The following is a 15,378-nucleotide window of genomic DNA, read 5'->3' on the forward strand; positions in this document are numbered from 1 at the left end:
GCAGGACGGGGGAATTAGGCTCTGCGGGGGGCTCGGTCGCTCTCCAGATCGGCACCCTCAGCGCTCAGACCATCGGATTCAGCGCTCTCCGCCCGGCCGACAACGCCGTGCAGGCCCGCCAGGGCGCCGGCACGTAGCGCCAGAACCTGGAAGCGTTCCGGCGCGACCGGGCCGGGCATGACCAGGCCGGCCGCCGGTGCCGAGACGAAGCCGAAGGGCTCGTAGTAGCCCGGCGCCCCGATCACCACGCAGAGGGCATGCCCTTGACGTTTGGCCTCACTCAGGCTGTGGCGCACCAAGGCCTTGCCGTAGCCCTGCCCCTGCAGGGCCGGCTCCACAGCCAGGGGACCGAGCAGGATCGCCGGGCTGCGCTCGATCCGGATCGGCCAGTAGCGGATGGAGGCCAACAAGCCGCCGTCCGCGTGACGGGCGACGAAACAGAGGGACGCCAGCGGCGCGATACCCTCCCGCAAACGGTAGGAGGTGCGCTGCTTGCGGTCGTAGCCGAAGGTGCGGTCGAGCAAGGCCTCGATCCGGGGGTCGTCTGAAGGGCTGGCCTGCTGAATTTCGTAGGTCATCGGTCGGAACTCTCGCGGTGCGGTCGAAGGGACTGACAAGGCCGCCCTTCGCGCAAGCGCGCGAGACCGGCTCAGGCCGCGCGTCGGCGGCCGCACCCTCGTCGCAGATCGCCGCGCAAGAGAGCGCAGCGTTCGACAGCGATGAACGAACGAACAGTCATATCAGTTCGATAGCACGAAGCGCGGAACCGGCAAAGCAAAAGCACAGCCGGCTTCGCAACGCGGCCACCCTCTCATGGTCGCCCGCTGGAGGCGACCTTCACGAAGCGCTCTGAACGTCTGAGGCGAGCTCGGATTCAACGCAATCGTTGGACTCGCAGAGCGAATCCAACTGATCGCTATCCGCTCTAAGCCGCCCGCACATCCTCGACGAAGCGGGTCACGAAGCGCTGCAGCTCTTCCGACTGGGTGGTCAGAACCTGCGAGGCGTCGGCCAGTTCGGAGGAAGAGCGGTCGAGCCCGCTGGCCGCCTCCGTAACCCCGGAGATGTTCTCGTTGACGTCGCGCGCGCCGGAGGCCGCGGACTGCACGTTGCGCGAAATCTCCTGGGTCGCGGCCGCCTGCTCCTCCACGGCGGTGGCCACGGCGGTCGCGATCTCCGTGATCGAGCCGATGCGCTGACCGATTACGTCGATGGAGTTGACGGTGGCGGAGGTCTGAGACTGGATCGCCTCGATATCCTTGGAGATCTGCTCCGTCGCCTTTGCGGTCTGGCTGGCCAGGCTCTTGACCTCGCTGGCCACAACGGCGAAGCCCTTGCCCGCCTCGCCCGCGCGCGCGGCCTCGATCGTCGCGTTCAGCGCCAGCAGGTTGGTCTGCTCGGCGATGTCGGTGATCAGCCCGACCACCTCGCCGATCTTCTGAGCGCTCTCGGCCAGACGGCGCACCTCGGCGTCGCTCGCCTTGGCATCCTCCGCCGCCTCGCCGGCCAGCTCCCGCTGCTGCTTGACCTGCCGCGTGATCTCCTGGATCGAGGCCCCCAACTCCTCCGAGGCCGCTGCGACGGTCTCGACGTTCTGGCTGGCCCGTTCGGACGAGGAGGCGACGCTGGAGGCGCGTTCGCTGGTCTCCTGCGCCGTCGCGGTCAGACTGCCGCTGGTTCCCTGAAGTTGGCGCGCGGCACCGGTCACCTGCTCCAGCACGGCGCCGATGTCGCGGCTGAAGCCTTCGGTCGCTTCGCTCAGACGGTCGGCGCGCGCCGCGCGCTCGGCCGCGTCCTTCTCGGCAGTTGCCGCCAGTTCCGCGTTGCGGATGGCATTGTCCTTGAAGACCTGCACGGCGGCGGCCATCGCACCGACCTCGTCGCCGCGTCCGACGCTGGGCACCTGGACGGAGGTATCGCCATCCGCCAAGCGGCTCATCGCCTGGGTCATGGCGGAGATCGGCCGCGACAGGCTGCGCACCAGCAACAGGCCGAAACCGACGGCGGCCACCAGCGAGAGAACCGCACCGGCGATCAGCACGGCGAAAGCCGTCGCAAAAGCAGCCTTTTCCCGCGCCGCACGGCTTTCGACCTCGATGCGTTTGCCCTCCAGCAGGTCCAGGTAGATCGCCTGCACGCGCTGCATGGCGGCCGCCGAAAGGCCGGAGGCCTCCAGCGCCCGCGCCTCGTCGATGGTCAAGGGTTCCCGCATCAGACGGATCTGCCGAGAAGCCACGTCGTTCTGCCAGGCCGTAACCTCGCCATTGAGGTTTGCCATTTGCTTCAGAATGTCGGTCTGACCGTCGAGGGACTCCCGTGCCACGCCGTAGGCCAGGCCGTAGCGCTCGACCGAGGCATCGTAGTCGGCGACGTAGGCTTGCTCGCCGCTTAGCAAGAGGGCGCGGATGGCCCCCTGCTGTTCGATGAAGGCCTCGCGCAGGTCCTCCAGGTGGCCGCGCGTTTCGATGGTCTTGCGCGTCGCCTGGGAGCTCTCCTGGATCTCGGACATCTGGAGCAGGCCGACGCCCGACGCCAGCACGCCGATCAGAAACATGCCCGCGAAGGCCAGCGTCAGCTTGCGCACGATGGGCAGATTGTCGAGAAAAGTCATCTTGAAGGGCTCCGTATCTCGGCGGTCGGCTCGTTGGAGTGGCGCGAACCGGGGCGGCGGATGCTGCTGGGGGTCAGAGCGCGCGGCGGCGCGCCAACTCGGTCAGGTTGACCTCGATGGTGACCGCGCCCATCGGGGCGCCAGTCTCGGGATCGGGAATGGTGAAGTTGACCTGCTGGCGCCAGGTGCCCGAGCCCTCGTGCAGCTCGGCCTCGTCGATGAAGACGGCGTCGGCGCCGACCTCGAAGGTCTTGGTGAATTTCGCCTCGTCACCCTGCCAATAGTCGCCGGTCACGGCACTCTGGCCAGCATTCAGCCCGCGGTTGGTCACCACGAAAATTTCAGTGTAGAGACCACCGGCCATGGCCTGACGGCGCAGGAGATAGTTCGAAAGCGGCCGGGCCATCAGCTCGGCCACGAGCGGCCGGTTCCCGATTTGCTCGCGCTCGGCACGCCATTCCTGGTCCAGGGCATCGATATCCGCCTGGGACAGCCCGCTCTGCTCCGTGTTCAATCCCGACAGGGTCGCGAAGGTCACCGGCACGGCGATCCAGCTCCGCATATCCTCCAGGTCCGCTTCGCTGATCCGCGCCCGCGGTCCCTCGGCGGCAAGCGGCGCGGACAGCAGACCGGCGGCAAGCGACAGGAACGCCAGGAATTTGGCGCTTTCGAGCAAGATGCGACGCATGGATCTCCTCCCGGTTGCGTACGACCGGAGCCGATCCTGCCATGTTGAAATTAATCCCTGGTAAATTGGATACAATCCATGGTATAGTTTGCTTCCTATATTTATATGGTGAATAGCTAGAACCTCTGTTCGGGCCTAGCTACGGCAGCAGGGATCCAGCAAACGCCCGACGGCCGCTCCTCAACCACCCTCCTTTTCCAACGCACCCCTTTTCCATCGAGCGCGACAGCTGCCGCGGGCGGGATCGGGTCTGCGATCCCGCCTTGGGCGTGACTCGCACTTTAGACCAGCGAAAACCCGGGAGAATTTTACGCTCTTTCAACCATTGAAACGCATTGTCCGGCTGCTGTTATCGCTAAAACTGCAGCTGCCGCTTCCCGCCTCCGCCTTACCGGTCGACACAACACTGCTTGACAGGCCAGCGATCGACCTGGCCGTTTTCCAGCTAAGGACAGCTCACAGCTCATGGCCAACTTTTCTCTCGGCCGCCTGCTCGGCAAGGGTCGCGCTTACAGATCCGGGGCCAACGCAGGCCGCCTGAAGGTCACCGCCCTCGAAGTGGAGTCGATGCTGGCGGAACTGGACCGCTCTCAGGCCATTATTCAATTCGAACCGGACGGGACGATCATCGCGGCTAACCGGAACTTCCTGGCCGCCATGGGCTACGACCTGGCGGAGATCCAGGGCCGGCACCACAGCATCTTCGTCGACCCCGAGTTCGCGCGGAGCGACGCTTACCGGCAGTTCTGGGCCGACCTGCGTCGCGGCGAACTGCCGTCCGGCGTATTCAAGCGGCTGACCAAGAGCGGCCGCCCGATCTGGATCCAGGCCACCTACAGCCCCGTGGTCGATGCGCGCGGGCGGGTGGTGAAGGTCATCAAGCACGCCAGCGACGTCACGGCGCAAACCCTGCAGAATGCCGACTACCGTGGGCAAATCGAGGCCATCAACCTGTCCCAGGCCGTGGCTTCCTTCCAGCTCGACGGTACGATTCTGGACGCCAACGAGAATTTCCTGAACGCCTTCGGCTATAGCCTGGAGGAAATCGCGGGCCGGAACCACAGCCTGCTCGTCGAGCCGGCGACGGCGGAAAGCCAGGACTACCGTGAACTCTGGGAGAGTTTGGGGCGAGGCGAACACTGGGCTTCGGAGGCCAAGCGGATCGGCAAGGACGGGCGCGAACTCTGGCTGCAGGCCTCCTACAACGCGATCCGCGATCCCGACGGCAGACCCTTCAAGGTCGTGATCTACGCCGCCGATATCACCGAACGCGTCCTCGCCCGTCAGGAGGCGGAGCGCGTCGGACAGCTGGTCGACGGCAATCTCGACAAGATCCTGGAAGCCGTCGCGACGGCCAACAAGCAGACCACCTCCGCCGCAGCGGCCTCCAACGAAACCGCGAAGGTGGTGCAGTCGGTGGCCGCCGCCGCCGGACAGTTCCAGACCTCGGCCACCGAGATTTCGCGAAGCATGACCCTCTCCACGACCCAGGTCGGCACCGCAATGGAGGAGACCGGGAAGGCCGACACGGCGACGCAGCAGCTCGTCGGCGCCGCCGATGCCATGAACAGCATCGTCTCGGTGATTCAGGAGATCGCCGGGCAGATCAATATGCTGGCGCTGAACGCGACCATCGAGTCCGCCCGCGCCGGCGAGGCCGGCAAGGGCTTCGCCGTCGTCGCCTCCGAGGTCAAGGTCCTGGCGACCCAGGTCGCGAAGGCCACCGAGCAGGTCTCCTCCGAAATCTCAGGTATGCAGGGGATTGCCGACGACGTCGTGAAACGGCTCGGCGGCATTAAGGACGCCGTCGTCTCCGTGGAAAAGAGCGTGACCGGCGTGGCCAGCGCCGTAGAGGAACAGACGGAGACGACCCGGGAAATCGCCGAAAACATGCAGTCGGCGGCCGGCGCTGTCCAAGAGACCAGCGCGAGCCTCGATTCGATCGCCGAGGCCGTGCAGACGGCCAACACTCTGGCCGAGGAAGGCACACAGCTCTACCGCAGCCTGCGGAGTTCGGCAGCCTGACCGTCGACGGGACCGTTACGGGCGTTTCGACTAGGGGCGTTTCGACTAGGGGCGTTTCACCGGGGCGTCCCAATAGGGCTCGCTGCCGAAGCGCGTCAACAGGAAGTCGATGAAGACGCGCACCTTGGGCGAGAGGTTTCGGCTCGCCGGAAAGACGGCATGGATGCCGCCCGCCACACCGTCCTCCCAGTCCGGCAGCAAGCGCTCGACGGCACCTTCGGCGGTAGCTTCGCCGCAGATAAAGCTGGGCAGGAGAGCGATGCCTTGCCCGGCGGCGCAAGCCTTCAGAATGGCATCGCCGTTGTTGATCCGCAGCCGTCCGGCGATGCGGACCTTGACGTCCCGCTCGTCATCACCGGCGGCGTGGCGGAAGCTCCAGGTCTGTCCGCCCGTCTGATAGGCGTAGAGCAGGCACTCGTGCTGTTTCAGATCGTTCGGATGCTCCGGCCGGCCGCGCCGTGCCAGGTAGTCCGGCGACGCGATCACCAGCCGACGCAAAGGGGCGAGGCGGCGCGCGACGAGGCTCGAGTCGCCCAGCTTGCCGATCCGAACGGCCAGATCGTAGCCCTCCTCCACCAGATCCACCGGGCGGTCGTTGAGCGAGAGATCGACCTCGAGTTCGGGGCATTGGGTCAGCAGGTCCGGCAGCGCCGGAGCGATGTGACGCGCACCGAAGGACAGGGCCGCGTTGACCTTCAGAAGACCGCGCGGCGCCTCGGCCAAATGCGTCACCGCCTCCTCCGCCGCCAAAGCCTCGGCCTCGACGCGCTGACAGCGCTCGAAGAAGGCGGCGCCTGCCTCAGTAAGGGAAAGCTGCCGTGTCGTGCGGTTGAGCAGGCGCGTGCCGAGGCGGTCCTCCAGCTTGCTGATCTGCTTGGACACCGCCGATTTCGACAGGCCCAGCGCCTGCGCCGCCGCGGAAAAACCGCCCAGCTCCACGACGCGGGCGAAAACGACCATGGCCGTGACGTCTTCGAGCTTCACTGGCGTTTCCCTCAAGAAACAATCAATTAACAATTCAGCTTATTAACTTCTATGGGTCAACGCACCACCTTTCTCGTCAAGCGGCCGGCAACGGCCTTTATCGACAAGACGGGCAAGGGAGTTTCTGCGATGACCAAGGTACTGGTGCTCTATTATTCGACCTACGGCCATGTCGAAACCCTGGCGGGCGCGGTCGCCGAAGGCGCCGGCTCCGTCGAGGGCGTCGAGGTCACCGTCAAGCGGGTCCCGGAACTGATGCCGCCGGAGGTGGCGGAGAAGGCCGGCGCGAAGCTGGATCAGGCAGCGCCCTTGGCCGAGCCCTCGGAACTCGCGGACTACGACGCCGTGATCGTCGGCACCCCGACCCGCTTCGGCAACATGGCGAGCCAGATGCGGAACTTCTGGGACCAGACCGGCGGTCTTTGGATGAAGGGTGCCCTGGTCGGCAAGGTCGGCAGCGTCTTCGCCTCCACCGGAACCGGCGGCGGCAACGAGACCACCATCACCTCGACCTGGAACACCCTGGCCCACCACGGAATGGTGATCGTGCCGCTGAACTACGGCGCGTCCGAACTGATGGACCTCTCCGCGGTGAAGGGCGGCAGCCCCTACGGAGCGGCCACCATCGCCGGAGCCGACGGCTCGCGCCAGCCTAATGACACGGAGCTGGCGCTGGCCCGCTACCAGGGCCGGACCGTGGCGGACGTCGCCAGGAAGTTGATTGCCTAAAAGACATGCAATCGAGGGCGGCCTTCGGGCCGCCCGGAACGGGAGTTAAGACCATGATCGAGCATCGTCCTTTCGAGAGCCTCGGGCGTTTCGAGAACGACTGGCTGAGCGCCCGCTATCACTTCAGCTTCGCCGGCTACGACGATCCGGCGCGGCGCGGCCTCGGCAAGCTGCTGGTGTGGAACGACGACACCATTGAACCCCGTCGCGGCTTCGCCCCCCATGGCCATCGCGACATGGAGATCATCACCTACGTGCGCGAGGGCGCGATCACCCACCAGGACAACCTGGGCAACGCCGGCCGGACCGAGGCCGGCGACGTCCAGGTCATGTGGGCCGGCAGCGGAATTCAGCATTCCGAGATGAACGTGGAAAGCGAGGAGACCAAGATCTTCCAGATCTGGATCGAGACCGCCGAACCGGGCATCGCGCCGGGCTGGGCCGCCAGCGCCTTCCCCAAGGGCGAGCGCAGCGGCGAACTGGTGGTGCTCGCTTCCGGCGACGCCGAGCGGGACGGCACAGGCGAAGGTCCGCTGCCGATCCACCAGGATGCCCGCATCCTGGCCGCCACCCTGAAGCCGGGACAGTCGGTGACCTACCGGCCCCAGCCGGGCAAGAGCGCCTACCTGGTGCCGGCGGTCGGGCAGGTGAAGGTGGAGGGCGAGGGCGCCTCCTTCTCCGCCAAGGCCCGGGACGGCGTCGCCCTGGCCGACGTGGAGGCGGTCGAACTGACCGCCGAGGCCGAGAGCGAAATCCTGATCGCCGAGGTTCCGGCCTAACTTGAGGCGCATGGGTCTCGACCTACCGGTCGAGACCCATGCGCGTCAGCGACAACCGCCAAGACGAAAGGAGACGCGACATGGGCCTGTTGGTCGAGGGCGTTTGGCACGACAAATGGTACGACACCAAGTCGAGCGGCGGTCGCTTCCAGCGCCAGGACAGCGCCTTCCGCAATTGGATCACCCGCGACGGCAGCGCAGGCCCCAGCGGCGAAGGGGGCTTCAAGGCCGAGTCCGGGCGCTACCATCTCTACGTCAGCCTCGCCTGTCCCTGGGCGCACCGGACGCTGATCTTCCGCAAGCTGAAGGGGCTGGAGGCCGCGATCTCTACCTCGACGGTGCACTACCACATGGCCGAGAACGGTTGGGAGTTTCGACCGACGAGTCAGGAGAGCGCTCGCAGCGACGAGCGCACGCCGAACATCTCCCCCGACATCCCCCCCGACATCCCCCCCGGCATCCCCGAGGGCGATCCGCTCTACGGTTCTGACTACGCCCACCAGCTCTACACCAAGGCCAAGCCCGACTACAGCGGCAGAGTCACCGTCCCCATCCTCTGGGACAAGCAGCGCGAAACCATCGTGAGCAATGAGTCGGCGGAGATCATCCGCATGCTCAACGACGCCTTTGGAGAGATCGGCGACGCCGCGACCCCGGACTTCTATCCCGAAGCGCTGCGCGGCGAGATCGACGCGGTCAACGTCAAGGTCTACGACCGGATCAACAATGGCGTCTACAAGGCCGGCTTCGCCACCGAACAAACCGCTTACGAGGACGCCTTCGACAGCCTCTTCGCTTGCCTGGACGAACTGGAGGCCCGGCTCGGCGAAAGCCGCTATCTGGCCGGCGCGACTCTGACGGAGGCGGACTGGCGGCTCTTCACCACCCTGGTGCGCTTCGACCCGGTCTACGTCGGACACTTCAAGTGCAACCGGAACCGTCTGGTCGACTTCCCCAACCTCTGGGCCTACACCCGCGAGCTGTTCCAGATGCCGGGCGTGGCGGAGACGGTGAACTTCACGCACATCAAGCGGCACTACTACGGCAGCCACAAGACCGTGAACCCGACCGGCGTCGTACCCGCCGGTCCCCGCATCGACTACTGGGCCCCACACGGTCGGGATCGGCTGAGTCAAGCCGCTCAATAGGGTCGAGACCATTGAGGCCGGGCGTCGCCATGCGCGCCCCTCTTTCGCCGTCTTTGCCCTCTTAGCTTCGGTATCGGCCGGAGAGGCCCTGACACTCGGCGGTCCGGGGCTTGTCCGGCCGGTGCCTGGACTGCTAACCAGCGCCAGGAAAACCGACGACCCGAGTGGTCGGCGCCCACGATCGAGGTGCGACCGGACTGTGTTTGCCCGCTTGGCCTTTTGCGCCCTTGCCGTCTTCGTCCTGCTTTTACCGTTCTCTGCCACGGCGCAGGAGCAAACCCGCTCCTTCGATGAAATCAGCGCATCCTGGCAGGAAACCCTGGAGGCGGTGCGCGAGGAGTTGGCGGACACAGCGCCGTCACCGGCACGTATCGCCGAACTGCAAGGCGATCTCAACAGGCTGATCGGCGAAGCCGACGCGGCGGAGCGCCGGGCGCTGGCAGAGCTGACGCCGCTGGGTCAGGAACGCGACGCCCTGGGCCCTCCACCGGCGGAGGGCGAACCGGACGAGCGACCGGAGATCACCGAGGCGCGCCGGGACATCCAGGAGAGGATCGCGGTCTTCGAGGCCCGGTTGCGCCAGGCGCAACTTGCGGAAACCCAAGCCAACGTCCTGCTGCGGGACATCAGCCGAGCGCAGCAGGAGGAGCTGACGGCCGAGCTTCTGACCCTCTTCCCCAGCCCGCTGGAGCCGCAGACTTGGCTGGATGCCTTCGGCCAGGCCGTTACGGTACTGGGCCGCGCGCTGGCCGCACCGTTGGAGTGGTACGGCGAGGCACCGTCGATCACGAGTCAGCCCGGTCCCTATTTCCTGGCGGTGTTGGCCTTCCTGCTCGCCGGCGTTCTCGCCTGGCCGGTGCGGCTCTTTCTGAAGGACCGCTTCGGTCGCGATTCGGCCATTTCCGATCCGTCCTATGCCCGACGGCTTCTGGCGGTCGTGGTCGACGGCGCCGCCGACGCGCTGCTGCCGCTGCTGGCACTGGCGGCCCTGGCGGGCGCCCTGATCGGTCAGGGGCTGCTGACCGGCGACTTCGCCGAACTGATCGCCGCAGGCCTGCGCATCCTGGCCTTTTTCCTGCTGGTCGCGGGACTGGCGCGGGCGGCTCTCTCGCCGAAGCTGCCGGCCTGGCGCATCGTCCCGACGTCGCCTGACGGGGCCGTTGCCTTGGCCAACGGCATCACGGCCTTCGCCGCCGTGAACGCCCTTTTCTCTTTCGGTTGGGCCACCATCGACATCACCATGACGCCACGGCCCGAAGCCCTGGTTTCGGTGTTCCTGCTGATCGCCATCACCGTTGTAACGATCCTCCTGATGGGTCTGTTGCCCTCACGCTTCTGGCCGGAGGCGAAAGGCATCGGCAGCAGCTACTGGCCCGCCGCCCGTCTGCTGATCTGGCTGCTGCTGATTGCGGCTCCCCTGACGGCACTGGCCGGCTATGCCTTCCTGGGCGGTTTCCTGCTGTCGCGGCTGGTCTTCTTCGCCCTACTGCTGGGCGGACTTCTGCTGCTGCGCGCCATTGTGCGCGAAGGGCTGGAGCAGCTCCTGACGCCGGAGGGCAGTTGGTCCGGAGTGGTCATGCGCTCCAGCGGTCTCAGCGAACAGGGTGCCCGAGTCCTGCTCTTCTGGATCTCGCTGGCGATCGATGCAGCACTGGTGCTCGGCAGCCTCTACCTGCTGCTGAACCTGCTGGGTGTGCCCTCCGCGCTGTTGAACCTCTGGACCCGTGAGATCGTCACGGGCTTCGAGATTGGCGGCCTGACCATCTCACCGCTCGACTTCGTCCTGGCCGTGGTCATCTTCCTGCTGGCCCTGGCGGCGACGGGCGTCGTCAAGCGGCTGTTGTCCGACCGGCTGCTGCCCCAGACCCGACTGGATGTCGGCGTACGCCACTCGATCGTGGCCGCCAGTGGCTATGTCGGCGTCATCCTGGCGTTGCTGCTGGGCATTGCCGCCCTGGGACTCGACCTCTCCAACATCGCCATCATCGCCGGCGCCCTGTCGGTCGGCATCGGCTTCGGCCTGCGCGAGGTGGTCAATAACTTCGTTTCCGGCCTGCTGCTGCTGATCGAGCGACCGGTCAAGGTCGGCGACTGGATCGTCACCGCCGGCCACGAGGGCATGGTCAAACACATCTCCGTCCGGGCCACCGAGATCGAGACCTTCGACCGCGCCTCCGTCATCCTGCCCAACAGCGAGCTGATCACCCAGCCTGTCACCAACTGGACTCACAAGAACCGGGTGGCGCGTACCACCGTCAAGGTCGGGGTCGCCTACGGCTCCGACACGCAACTGGTCCACGACCTGCTGCTGTCCTGCGCGCAGGAGCATCCCGACGTGCTGGACACGCCGGCCGCCTACGTCCTCTTCCGCAACTTCGGCGACTCCGCCCTGGAGTTCGAGCTGAGGGCCTACGTGCGCGACACCGATTACTATCTGAGGGTCGGCAGCGACCTGCACTTCGCGGTCGACCGGGTCTTCCGCGAACACAAGATCACGATCCCCTTCCCGCAGCGCGATCTCCACATCGTCACTGCGCCGGGCCACGCCGTGGCACCCCACGGCGGCCCCACCGCCGCGACGGCGCCGCGCGGCGGCGAAGTCGGCCCCGAAGGCGGGGCGGAGGGAGGTGACGGCGGCAGCGGAGAGGGCGGCGACCGCTGACCTAGAGCAGCTTTATAGTTCGAACTCCGCGACCAGGGGTGCGTGAAAAGATCCCCGTTCGGCACCAGCCGCGCGGGCGCAGTCGTCGATCAGGTGGGCGTTCAGGCTGTCGAGACCGCGATAGCCGGCAAAAAGGGCCGGACTGACCAGGATATGGTCGACCATCAGCGCCCGCCCGGCATGACGCAGGGAAAAACGGCGGTCCGGCGCCAGGCCGGGGTCGAGGGTCACCAGGCTGCGCCCGGCACTGTCGGCCAGCCCCGTCTTGGCCGGCGGCGCGGTCAGGATCTCCAGCGCCGCGGCTTCGCCTTCCGCATTGAAGTCGCCGCAGACGGCGATCAGCGCCTCGGGATCGCCATCGAAGATCCGCTCTACCAGCAGCCGCGCCTCCAGTGCCTGGGCGCTCCGCAGCAGAGACGCATGATGCAGCCCCTCAGCCCAGGCCGCCGTGCTGCGCCAGGCGCCCGCTGCCTTACCCTCGGGAAAGGCAGCGGCCAGAGGCGCACGCAGATGCAGGTTGACGACATGCAGCAGACGCCCGTCCGACAGCTCCAGTTCGGCCGACAACAACGGTCGGTCGAAGCTGCGTGTCACCCGCGCGCCCGCTTGTCCGACCAGCGGTAAATCGAGCGGCCGGACGAAGTCGTGGTAGAGGGACTGCCAGCTTCGCAGCGGCAGGCGGCTCAGGATCGCAAGGTTGTGGCGGTCGGCCAGATGCGTTCCGGTCACGCCGAGGGACAGACAGCGCGCGGCCTCGGCGTAGGGCGTGCCGGCGACCAGGGCCTCCAGACCCGCCGGCCGGCGCGGCGCTTTCTTTCTAGCGGCGGCCGCGTTGACCTCCTGAAGACAGAGAACCTGAGCCTCCAGGGCCATTAGCAGCGGGCGCAGCGCTGCCAACCTGGGGGCCAGCGGTGGGCCACCGCGATCGCCGTCTCCGAGGCTCTCCAGGTTGAAGGTCGCAAGCCGCAGTGGCGTTCCGGTCGGGGGTGCGGTCGGGGGTGCCGTCATGGGCTGCGACTATGCCACCGCCAGGCCGGTCTCTGGAAACCCCCTGACCTCCTGCCTATCTGCTAAACTGAAGGACCCCGGCCGGGTCCCGTCCGTCTCCTCCCGCTCAGCTCCAACATCGAGGCAGCGAGCGGGACAGGCTCGCCCGGGGGCGCGAAGAATGACCTTGGTGCACATCAGTCACCCGGACGAAGAGCCGGATCTGGCCACCGTTCTCGAGAACTGCTGGCACCTGTTGCAGCGCGGTGTGGGCGACCGCAGGCACGGCTTCCACAACCCGGTTCTGGGCACTTCCACGCCGGACGAGGGCCCGGATGCGCGCAGCGTGATATTGCGCGGCTTCGACAGCCGGCACCGCCTGCTCCGCTTCCACAGCGACGCGCGCAGCGCGAAGGTCCGGCAGATCGAGGCGCAGCCGCGCGTCAGCTTCCTGTTCTACGACGTGGCCGAGAAGACCCAGGTCCGGGTCCAGGCGCTCGCGACGATCCATGGGCAGGACAGCGAACCCGCAACGGCCGCCTGGCAGGGCACGCGGCTCTTCAGTCGCCGCTGCTATCTGGCGCGAAGGGCGCCCGGCAGTCTGAGCGAAATGCCGACCTCGGGCCTGCCCGCCGCCGTCGCCGACCGAAGCCCGACGCGCGAAGAGAGCGAAGCCGGACTTCGGAACTTCGCCGTCGTCCTGTGCGAGATCCGCCGGCTCGACTGGCTCTACCTGAGCCATCAGGGCCACTGCAGCGCCCGCTTCGCCTGGGACGATGCCGGCATGCTGACATCGAATTGGGTGCAGCCTTAACCCTCTACGCCCGCCAGCGCCGGTCTCAACTCGCTTTCGAAGAGGTCCAGAAGGGGCACGATCTTCTCGCCCCGGCAGCTCTGGCTCGGCAGCAGCGCACGCACCTCGGTTTCCGCCTCAACCACCAGACGCAGGCGCTTGGTGCCGATCCGGTTTTCCACCGCTGCGTTGACGACGTCCATCATCGCTTGGTGCTGCGGCTGGCTGAAGGCGACGTCGTAGCAGGACTCGGCGGCGGCGATCGCCTTCTGATACCGCAGGAACAGCCCCTCGGCCTGCTCATCGGTCAGGGCGGCGGCCGGGCCAGCCAGTGTCAATGCCGCCAGAACGGCTGCGGCCGTCGTAAGGTTACGCATCGCGCGTCGATCGCTCCGTCGTATCGGTCATTTACCCTGATGTTAGAGCAAACCTTTCGCCCACTGACAAATCCCCTTTCCGCCGTCTTGACGCTTCGGAGAGCCGGTTAACGCTAAAATGACGAGTTCGGCTCGGTCAGGAACTCGGCTTCCTCGGCCGTCGTCGCGCGGCCCAGGGCGGCGTTGCGGTGGGGGAAGCGGCCGAAGCGCTGGACGATCTCGAGATGCCGCTCGGCATAGACCAGCCACTCGGGGTCCTCGTCCAATTGGCCGAACAGCGCCACGGAGCGCTGCTGGTCGGCCAGGGTCTCGCTGTGCTGAAGCGGCATGTAGAGAAACAGCCGCTGCTCCTGAGCGAGACCGCGGTTCAGACCGGCCGCCACCGCTTGCTTGGTCAGGGCCCGGGCGCGCGTATCCAGGGCGAAGGCCTCGGGACTGTTCCGAAAGAGGTTACGGGGCGCCTGATCGAATAGCAGCACCAGGGCCAGGGCGCCGCGCGCCGTTGCCGGCCAGTGACCGAAGGCGCCAACCCGCGCCCGCTCCAATAGAGGCCCGAGCACGCGCGCCATCTCGGCGTCGAAATCCGGATCTTTGACGAACCACTTCGGCGCGGCGGCCGGCGAAAACCAGAAGTCCAGTACCGCCTCGATCTCGCTCATACCGCCCTCCTCTCTCGCCCAAAGCGATATCTTTCTGCTACAAGCGACTGAGATGAACAAGAACCCCTCTACCGAGCGTTCGAAACCTCGACGGCCCCTCCGCCGCGCCGCTCTGGCCGTCGGCGCGCTTTCGGTCTTGGCGCTTACACCGCTGACGACCGCCGCACAGCAACTGCCGCTGGTTTCCCGCGAGTTGCAGTTCCACAGCACGCCGGCCGAGCGCGTCCAGCGGGAGCAGGAGTCTTCGACCGTTTCGACCCCACGGGTCGATCTCCGCAATCTGCCGCGCGTGCCTCTGCCCGCCGGCGCCACCATCCTGGCCCCTCAGATCGACTCGGCGACCGGCCTCTACCTGGACCCCGCCGGAGAGCGTGGCCCGGGCGGAAGACGCGGCATCGTCCTGCCCGACGCCCCAGCGCGGCAGCCGGAGGAGAGCCTACCGCGCCTGGTGGCGGGACAGGTCTACATCCCGCCCTGGTTCGACGATATCCGCAACGTGCGCGGCGGCCGCGGCCCTTTCGACGTCCCGCGCGACCGGGGCGTGCGCCCCGAGGACCTGATGCTGACGCCCCCGGCCGCCCCCGCACCGGGCGAGGACTTGCCGGAGGAAGCGCCCGCTGCGCCGCAGCGAAGCGCGCTGCCGCAAGGCGAACTGCCGGCAGGTCAACAGTCGGCGGGCCAACAGCCGCCAAGCCAACAACTGGCGGTGCGACCGGCGGCCAGCCTTCCGGCGAGGCCGCCCGCTTCGACACAGGCCCCCGCCGTCCCGACTCCGCCCCAGGTTGCCCCGGCTACACTCGCACAGCCGGCACTTACGCAGCCGGTAACAGGCAACCAGGCGATACCCAGCCAAGGGCAAGCGGACCCCGCCAGCCCGATCCCGCTGGTCAGCCGGAAGCTGAACTTCCAGTACTGATGGCAGCCGGCGCGCAACGG

14 protein-coding genes are annotated in these 15,378 nt (G+C 67.0%); 7 read left to right on the forward strand and 7 right to left on the reverse strand.

The genetic code is table 11. The features are described from left to right. Window positions 1-14: 14 nt before the first annotated feature. The 3 genes from ACO054_RS13975 to ACO054_RS13985 form a co-directional block, all read right to left on the reverse strand. Window positions 15-578: a GNAT family N-acetyltransferase gene (locus tag ACO054_RS13975; protein ID WP_421707197.1), complete on the reverse strand. Its 564-nt coding sequence runs from the start codon at window positions 576-578 to the stop codon at window positions 15-17. A gap of 347 nt (window positions 579-925) precedes the next feature. After that, entirely contained in the window at window positions 926-2,611 is a 1,686-nt protein-coding gene (locus ACO054_RS13980; protein ID WP_421707198.1) for a methyl-accepting chemotaxis protein, read from the reverse strand. A 73-nt stretch (window positions 2,612-2,684) separates the two neighbouring features. After that, the gene (locus ACO054_RS13985) at window positions 2,685-3,299 is read right to left on the reverse strand and encodes a hypothetical protein (RefSeq protein WP_421707199.1); all 615 of its coding nucleotides are present in this window, start codon (window positions 3,297-3,299) and stop codon (window positions 2,685-2,687) included. 465 nt (window positions 3,300-3,764) lie between these two features. Between ACO054_RS13985 and ACO054_RS13990 the strand changes: the two genes are divergently transcribed. Next, window positions 3,765-5,324 carry a methyl-accepting chemotaxis protein gene (locus ACO054_RS13990; RefSeq protein ID WP_421707200.1) on the forward strand — a complete coding sequence of 520 codons (1,560 nt, stop codon included), beginning with the start codon at window positions 3,765-3,767 and terminating at the stop codon, window positions 5,322-5,324. A 45-nt stretch (window positions 5,325-5,369) separates the two neighbouring features. Here the strand turns inward: ACO054_RS13990 and ACO054_RS13995 are convergent, their stop codons facing one another. Beyond that, entirely contained in the window at window positions 5,370-6,308 is a 939-nt protein-coding gene (locus tag ACO054_RS13995) for a LysR family transcriptional regulator (protein WP_421707201.1), read from the reverse strand. A 129-nt stretch (window positions 6,309-6,437) separates the two neighbouring features. Here ACO054_RS13995 and wrbA point away from each other — a divergent pair, with 129 nt between their 5' ends. The 4 genes from wrbA (at window position 6,438) to ACO054_RS14015 (ending at window position 11,626) form a co-directional block, all read left to right on the forward strand. Then, window positions 6,438-7,037 (forward strand): NAD(P)H:quinone oxidoreductase, encoded by a 600-nt coding sequence (gene wrbA / locus ACO054_RS14000; RefSeq protein ID WP_421707202.1) that lies wholly within the window; start codon window positions 6,438-6,440, stop codon window positions 7,035-7,037. A gap of 53 nt (window positions 7,038-7,090) precedes the next feature. Next, window positions 7,091-7,816: a pirin family protein gene (locus ACO054_RS14005; protein WP_421707203.1), complete on the forward strand. Its 726-nt coding sequence runs from the start codon at window positions 7,091-7,093 to the stop codon at window positions 7,814-7,816. An 80-nt stretch (window positions 7,817-7,896) separates the two neighbouring features. Beyond that, complete coding sequence (locus tag ACO054_RS14010) at window positions 7,897-8,964, forward strand: glutathione S-transferase family protein (protein ID WP_421707204.1); 1,068 nt, start codon at window positions 7,897-7,899, stop codon at window positions 8,962-8,964. A gap of 199 nt (window positions 8,965-9,163) precedes the next feature. After that, the gene (locus tag ACO054_RS14015) at window positions 9,164-11,626 is read left to right on the forward strand and encodes a DUF3772 domain-containing protein (RefSeq protein ID WP_421707205.1); all 2,463 of its coding nucleotides are present in this window, start codon (window positions 9,164-9,166) and stop codon (window positions 11,624-11,626) included. A gap of 12 nt (window positions 11,627-11,638) precedes the next feature. Here the strand turns inward: ACO054_RS14015 and ACO054_RS14020 are convergent, their stop codons facing one another. Continuing rightward, the gene (locus ACO054_RS14020; protein WP_421707206.1) at window positions 11,639-12,634 is read right to left on the reverse strand and encodes an endonuclease/exonuclease/phosphatase family protein; all 996 of its coding nucleotides are present in this window, start codon (window positions 12,632-12,634) and stop codon (window positions 11,639-11,641) included. Window positions 12,635-12,794: 160 nt separating this feature from the next. Between ACO054_RS14020 and ACO054_RS14025 the strand changes: the two genes are divergently transcribed. After that, window positions 12,795-13,427 (forward strand): pyridoxamine 5'-phosphate oxidase family protein, encoded by a 633-nt coding sequence (locus tag ACO054_RS14025; protein ID WP_421707207.1) that lies wholly within the window; start codon window positions 12,795-12,797, stop codon window positions 13,425-13,427. Here the strand turns inward: ACO054_RS14025 and ACO054_RS14030 are convergent. Both ACO054_RS14030 and ACO054_RS14035 read right to left on the reverse strand, forming a co-directional pair. After that, window positions 13,424-13,783 (reverse strand): hypothetical protein, encoded by a 360-nt coding sequence (locus ACO054_RS14030; protein ID WP_421707208.1) that lies wholly within the window; start codon window positions 13,781-13,783, stop codon window positions 13,424-13,426. The genes ACO054_RS14025 and ACO054_RS14030 overlap by 4 nt on opposite strands. Window positions 13,784-13,896: 113 nt before the next feature. Then, window positions 13,897-14,442 (reverse strand): DUF924 family protein, encoded by a 546-nt coding sequence (locus ACO054_RS14035; protein WP_421707209.1) that lies wholly within the window; start codon window positions 14,440-14,442, stop codon window positions 13,897-13,899. A gap of 52 nt (window positions 14,443-14,494) precedes the next feature. Between ACO054_RS14035 and ACO054_RS14040 the strand changes: the two genes are divergently transcribed. Then, entirely contained in the window at window positions 14,495-15,358 is an 864-nt protein-coding gene (locus ACO054_RS14040; RefSeq protein ID WP_421707210.1) for a hypothetical protein, read from the forward strand. Window positions 15,359-15,378 lie beyond the last annotated feature (20 nt).

Source organism: Algihabitans sp. (assembly GCF_965226985.1).
Classification (GTDB): domain Bacteria; phylum Pseudomonadota; class Alphaproteobacteria; order Kiloniellales; family DSM-21159; genus Algihabitans.

Excerpts from the sequence above, each read along its gene's own strand:
- ACO054_RS14005 (WP_421707203.1), top strand. The coding sequence starts at position 7,091 with ATGATCGAGCATCGTCCTTTCGAGAGCCTCGGGCGTTTCGAGAACGAC.
- ACO054_RS14030 (WP_421707208.1), bottom strand. The coding sequence starts at position 13,783 with ATGCGTAACCTTACGACGGCCGCAGCCGTTCTGGCGGCATTGACACTG.
- wrbA (WP_421707202.1), top strand. The coding sequence starts at position 6,438 with ATGACCAAGGTACTGGTGCTCTATTATTCGACCTACGGCCATGTCGAA.
- ACO054_RS14025 (WP_421707207.1), top strand. The coding sequence starts at position 12,795 with ATGACCTTGGTGCACATCAGTCACCCGGACGAAGAGCCGGATCTGGCC.
- ACO054_RS14010 (WP_421707204.1), top strand. The coding sequence starts at position 7,897 with ATGGGCCTGTTGGTCGAGGGCGTTTGGCACGACAAATGGTACGACACC.
- ACO054_RS13990 (WP_421707200.1), top strand. The coding sequence starts at position 3,765 with ATGGCCAACTTTTCTCTCGGCCGCCTGCTCGGCAAGGGTCGCGCTTAC.
- ACO054_RS13985 (WP_421707199.1), bottom strand. The coding sequence starts at position 3,299 with ATGCGTCGCATCTTGCTCGAAAGCGCCAAATTCCTGGCGTTCCTGTCG.
- ACO054_RS14020 (WP_421707206.1), bottom strand. The coding sequence starts at position 12,634 with ATGACGGCACCCCCGACCGCACCCCCGACCGGAACGCCACTGCGGCTT.
- ACO054_RS14040 (WP_421707210.1), top strand. The coding sequence starts at position 14,495 with ATGAACAAGAACCCCTCTACCGAGCGTTCGAAACCTCGACGGCCCCTC.
- ACO054_RS13980 (WP_421707198.1), bottom strand. The coding sequence starts at position 2,611 with ATGACTTTTCTCGACAATCTGCCCATCGTGCGCAAGCTGACGCTGGCC.
- ACO054_RS14035 (WP_421707209.1), bottom strand. The coding sequence starts at position 14,442 with ATGAGCGAGATCGAGGCGGTACTGGACTTCTGGTTTTCGCCGGCCGCC.
- ACO054_RS13975 (WP_421707197.1), bottom strand. The coding sequence starts at position 578 with ATGACCTACGAAATTCAGCAGGCCAGCCCTTCAGACGACCCCCGGATC.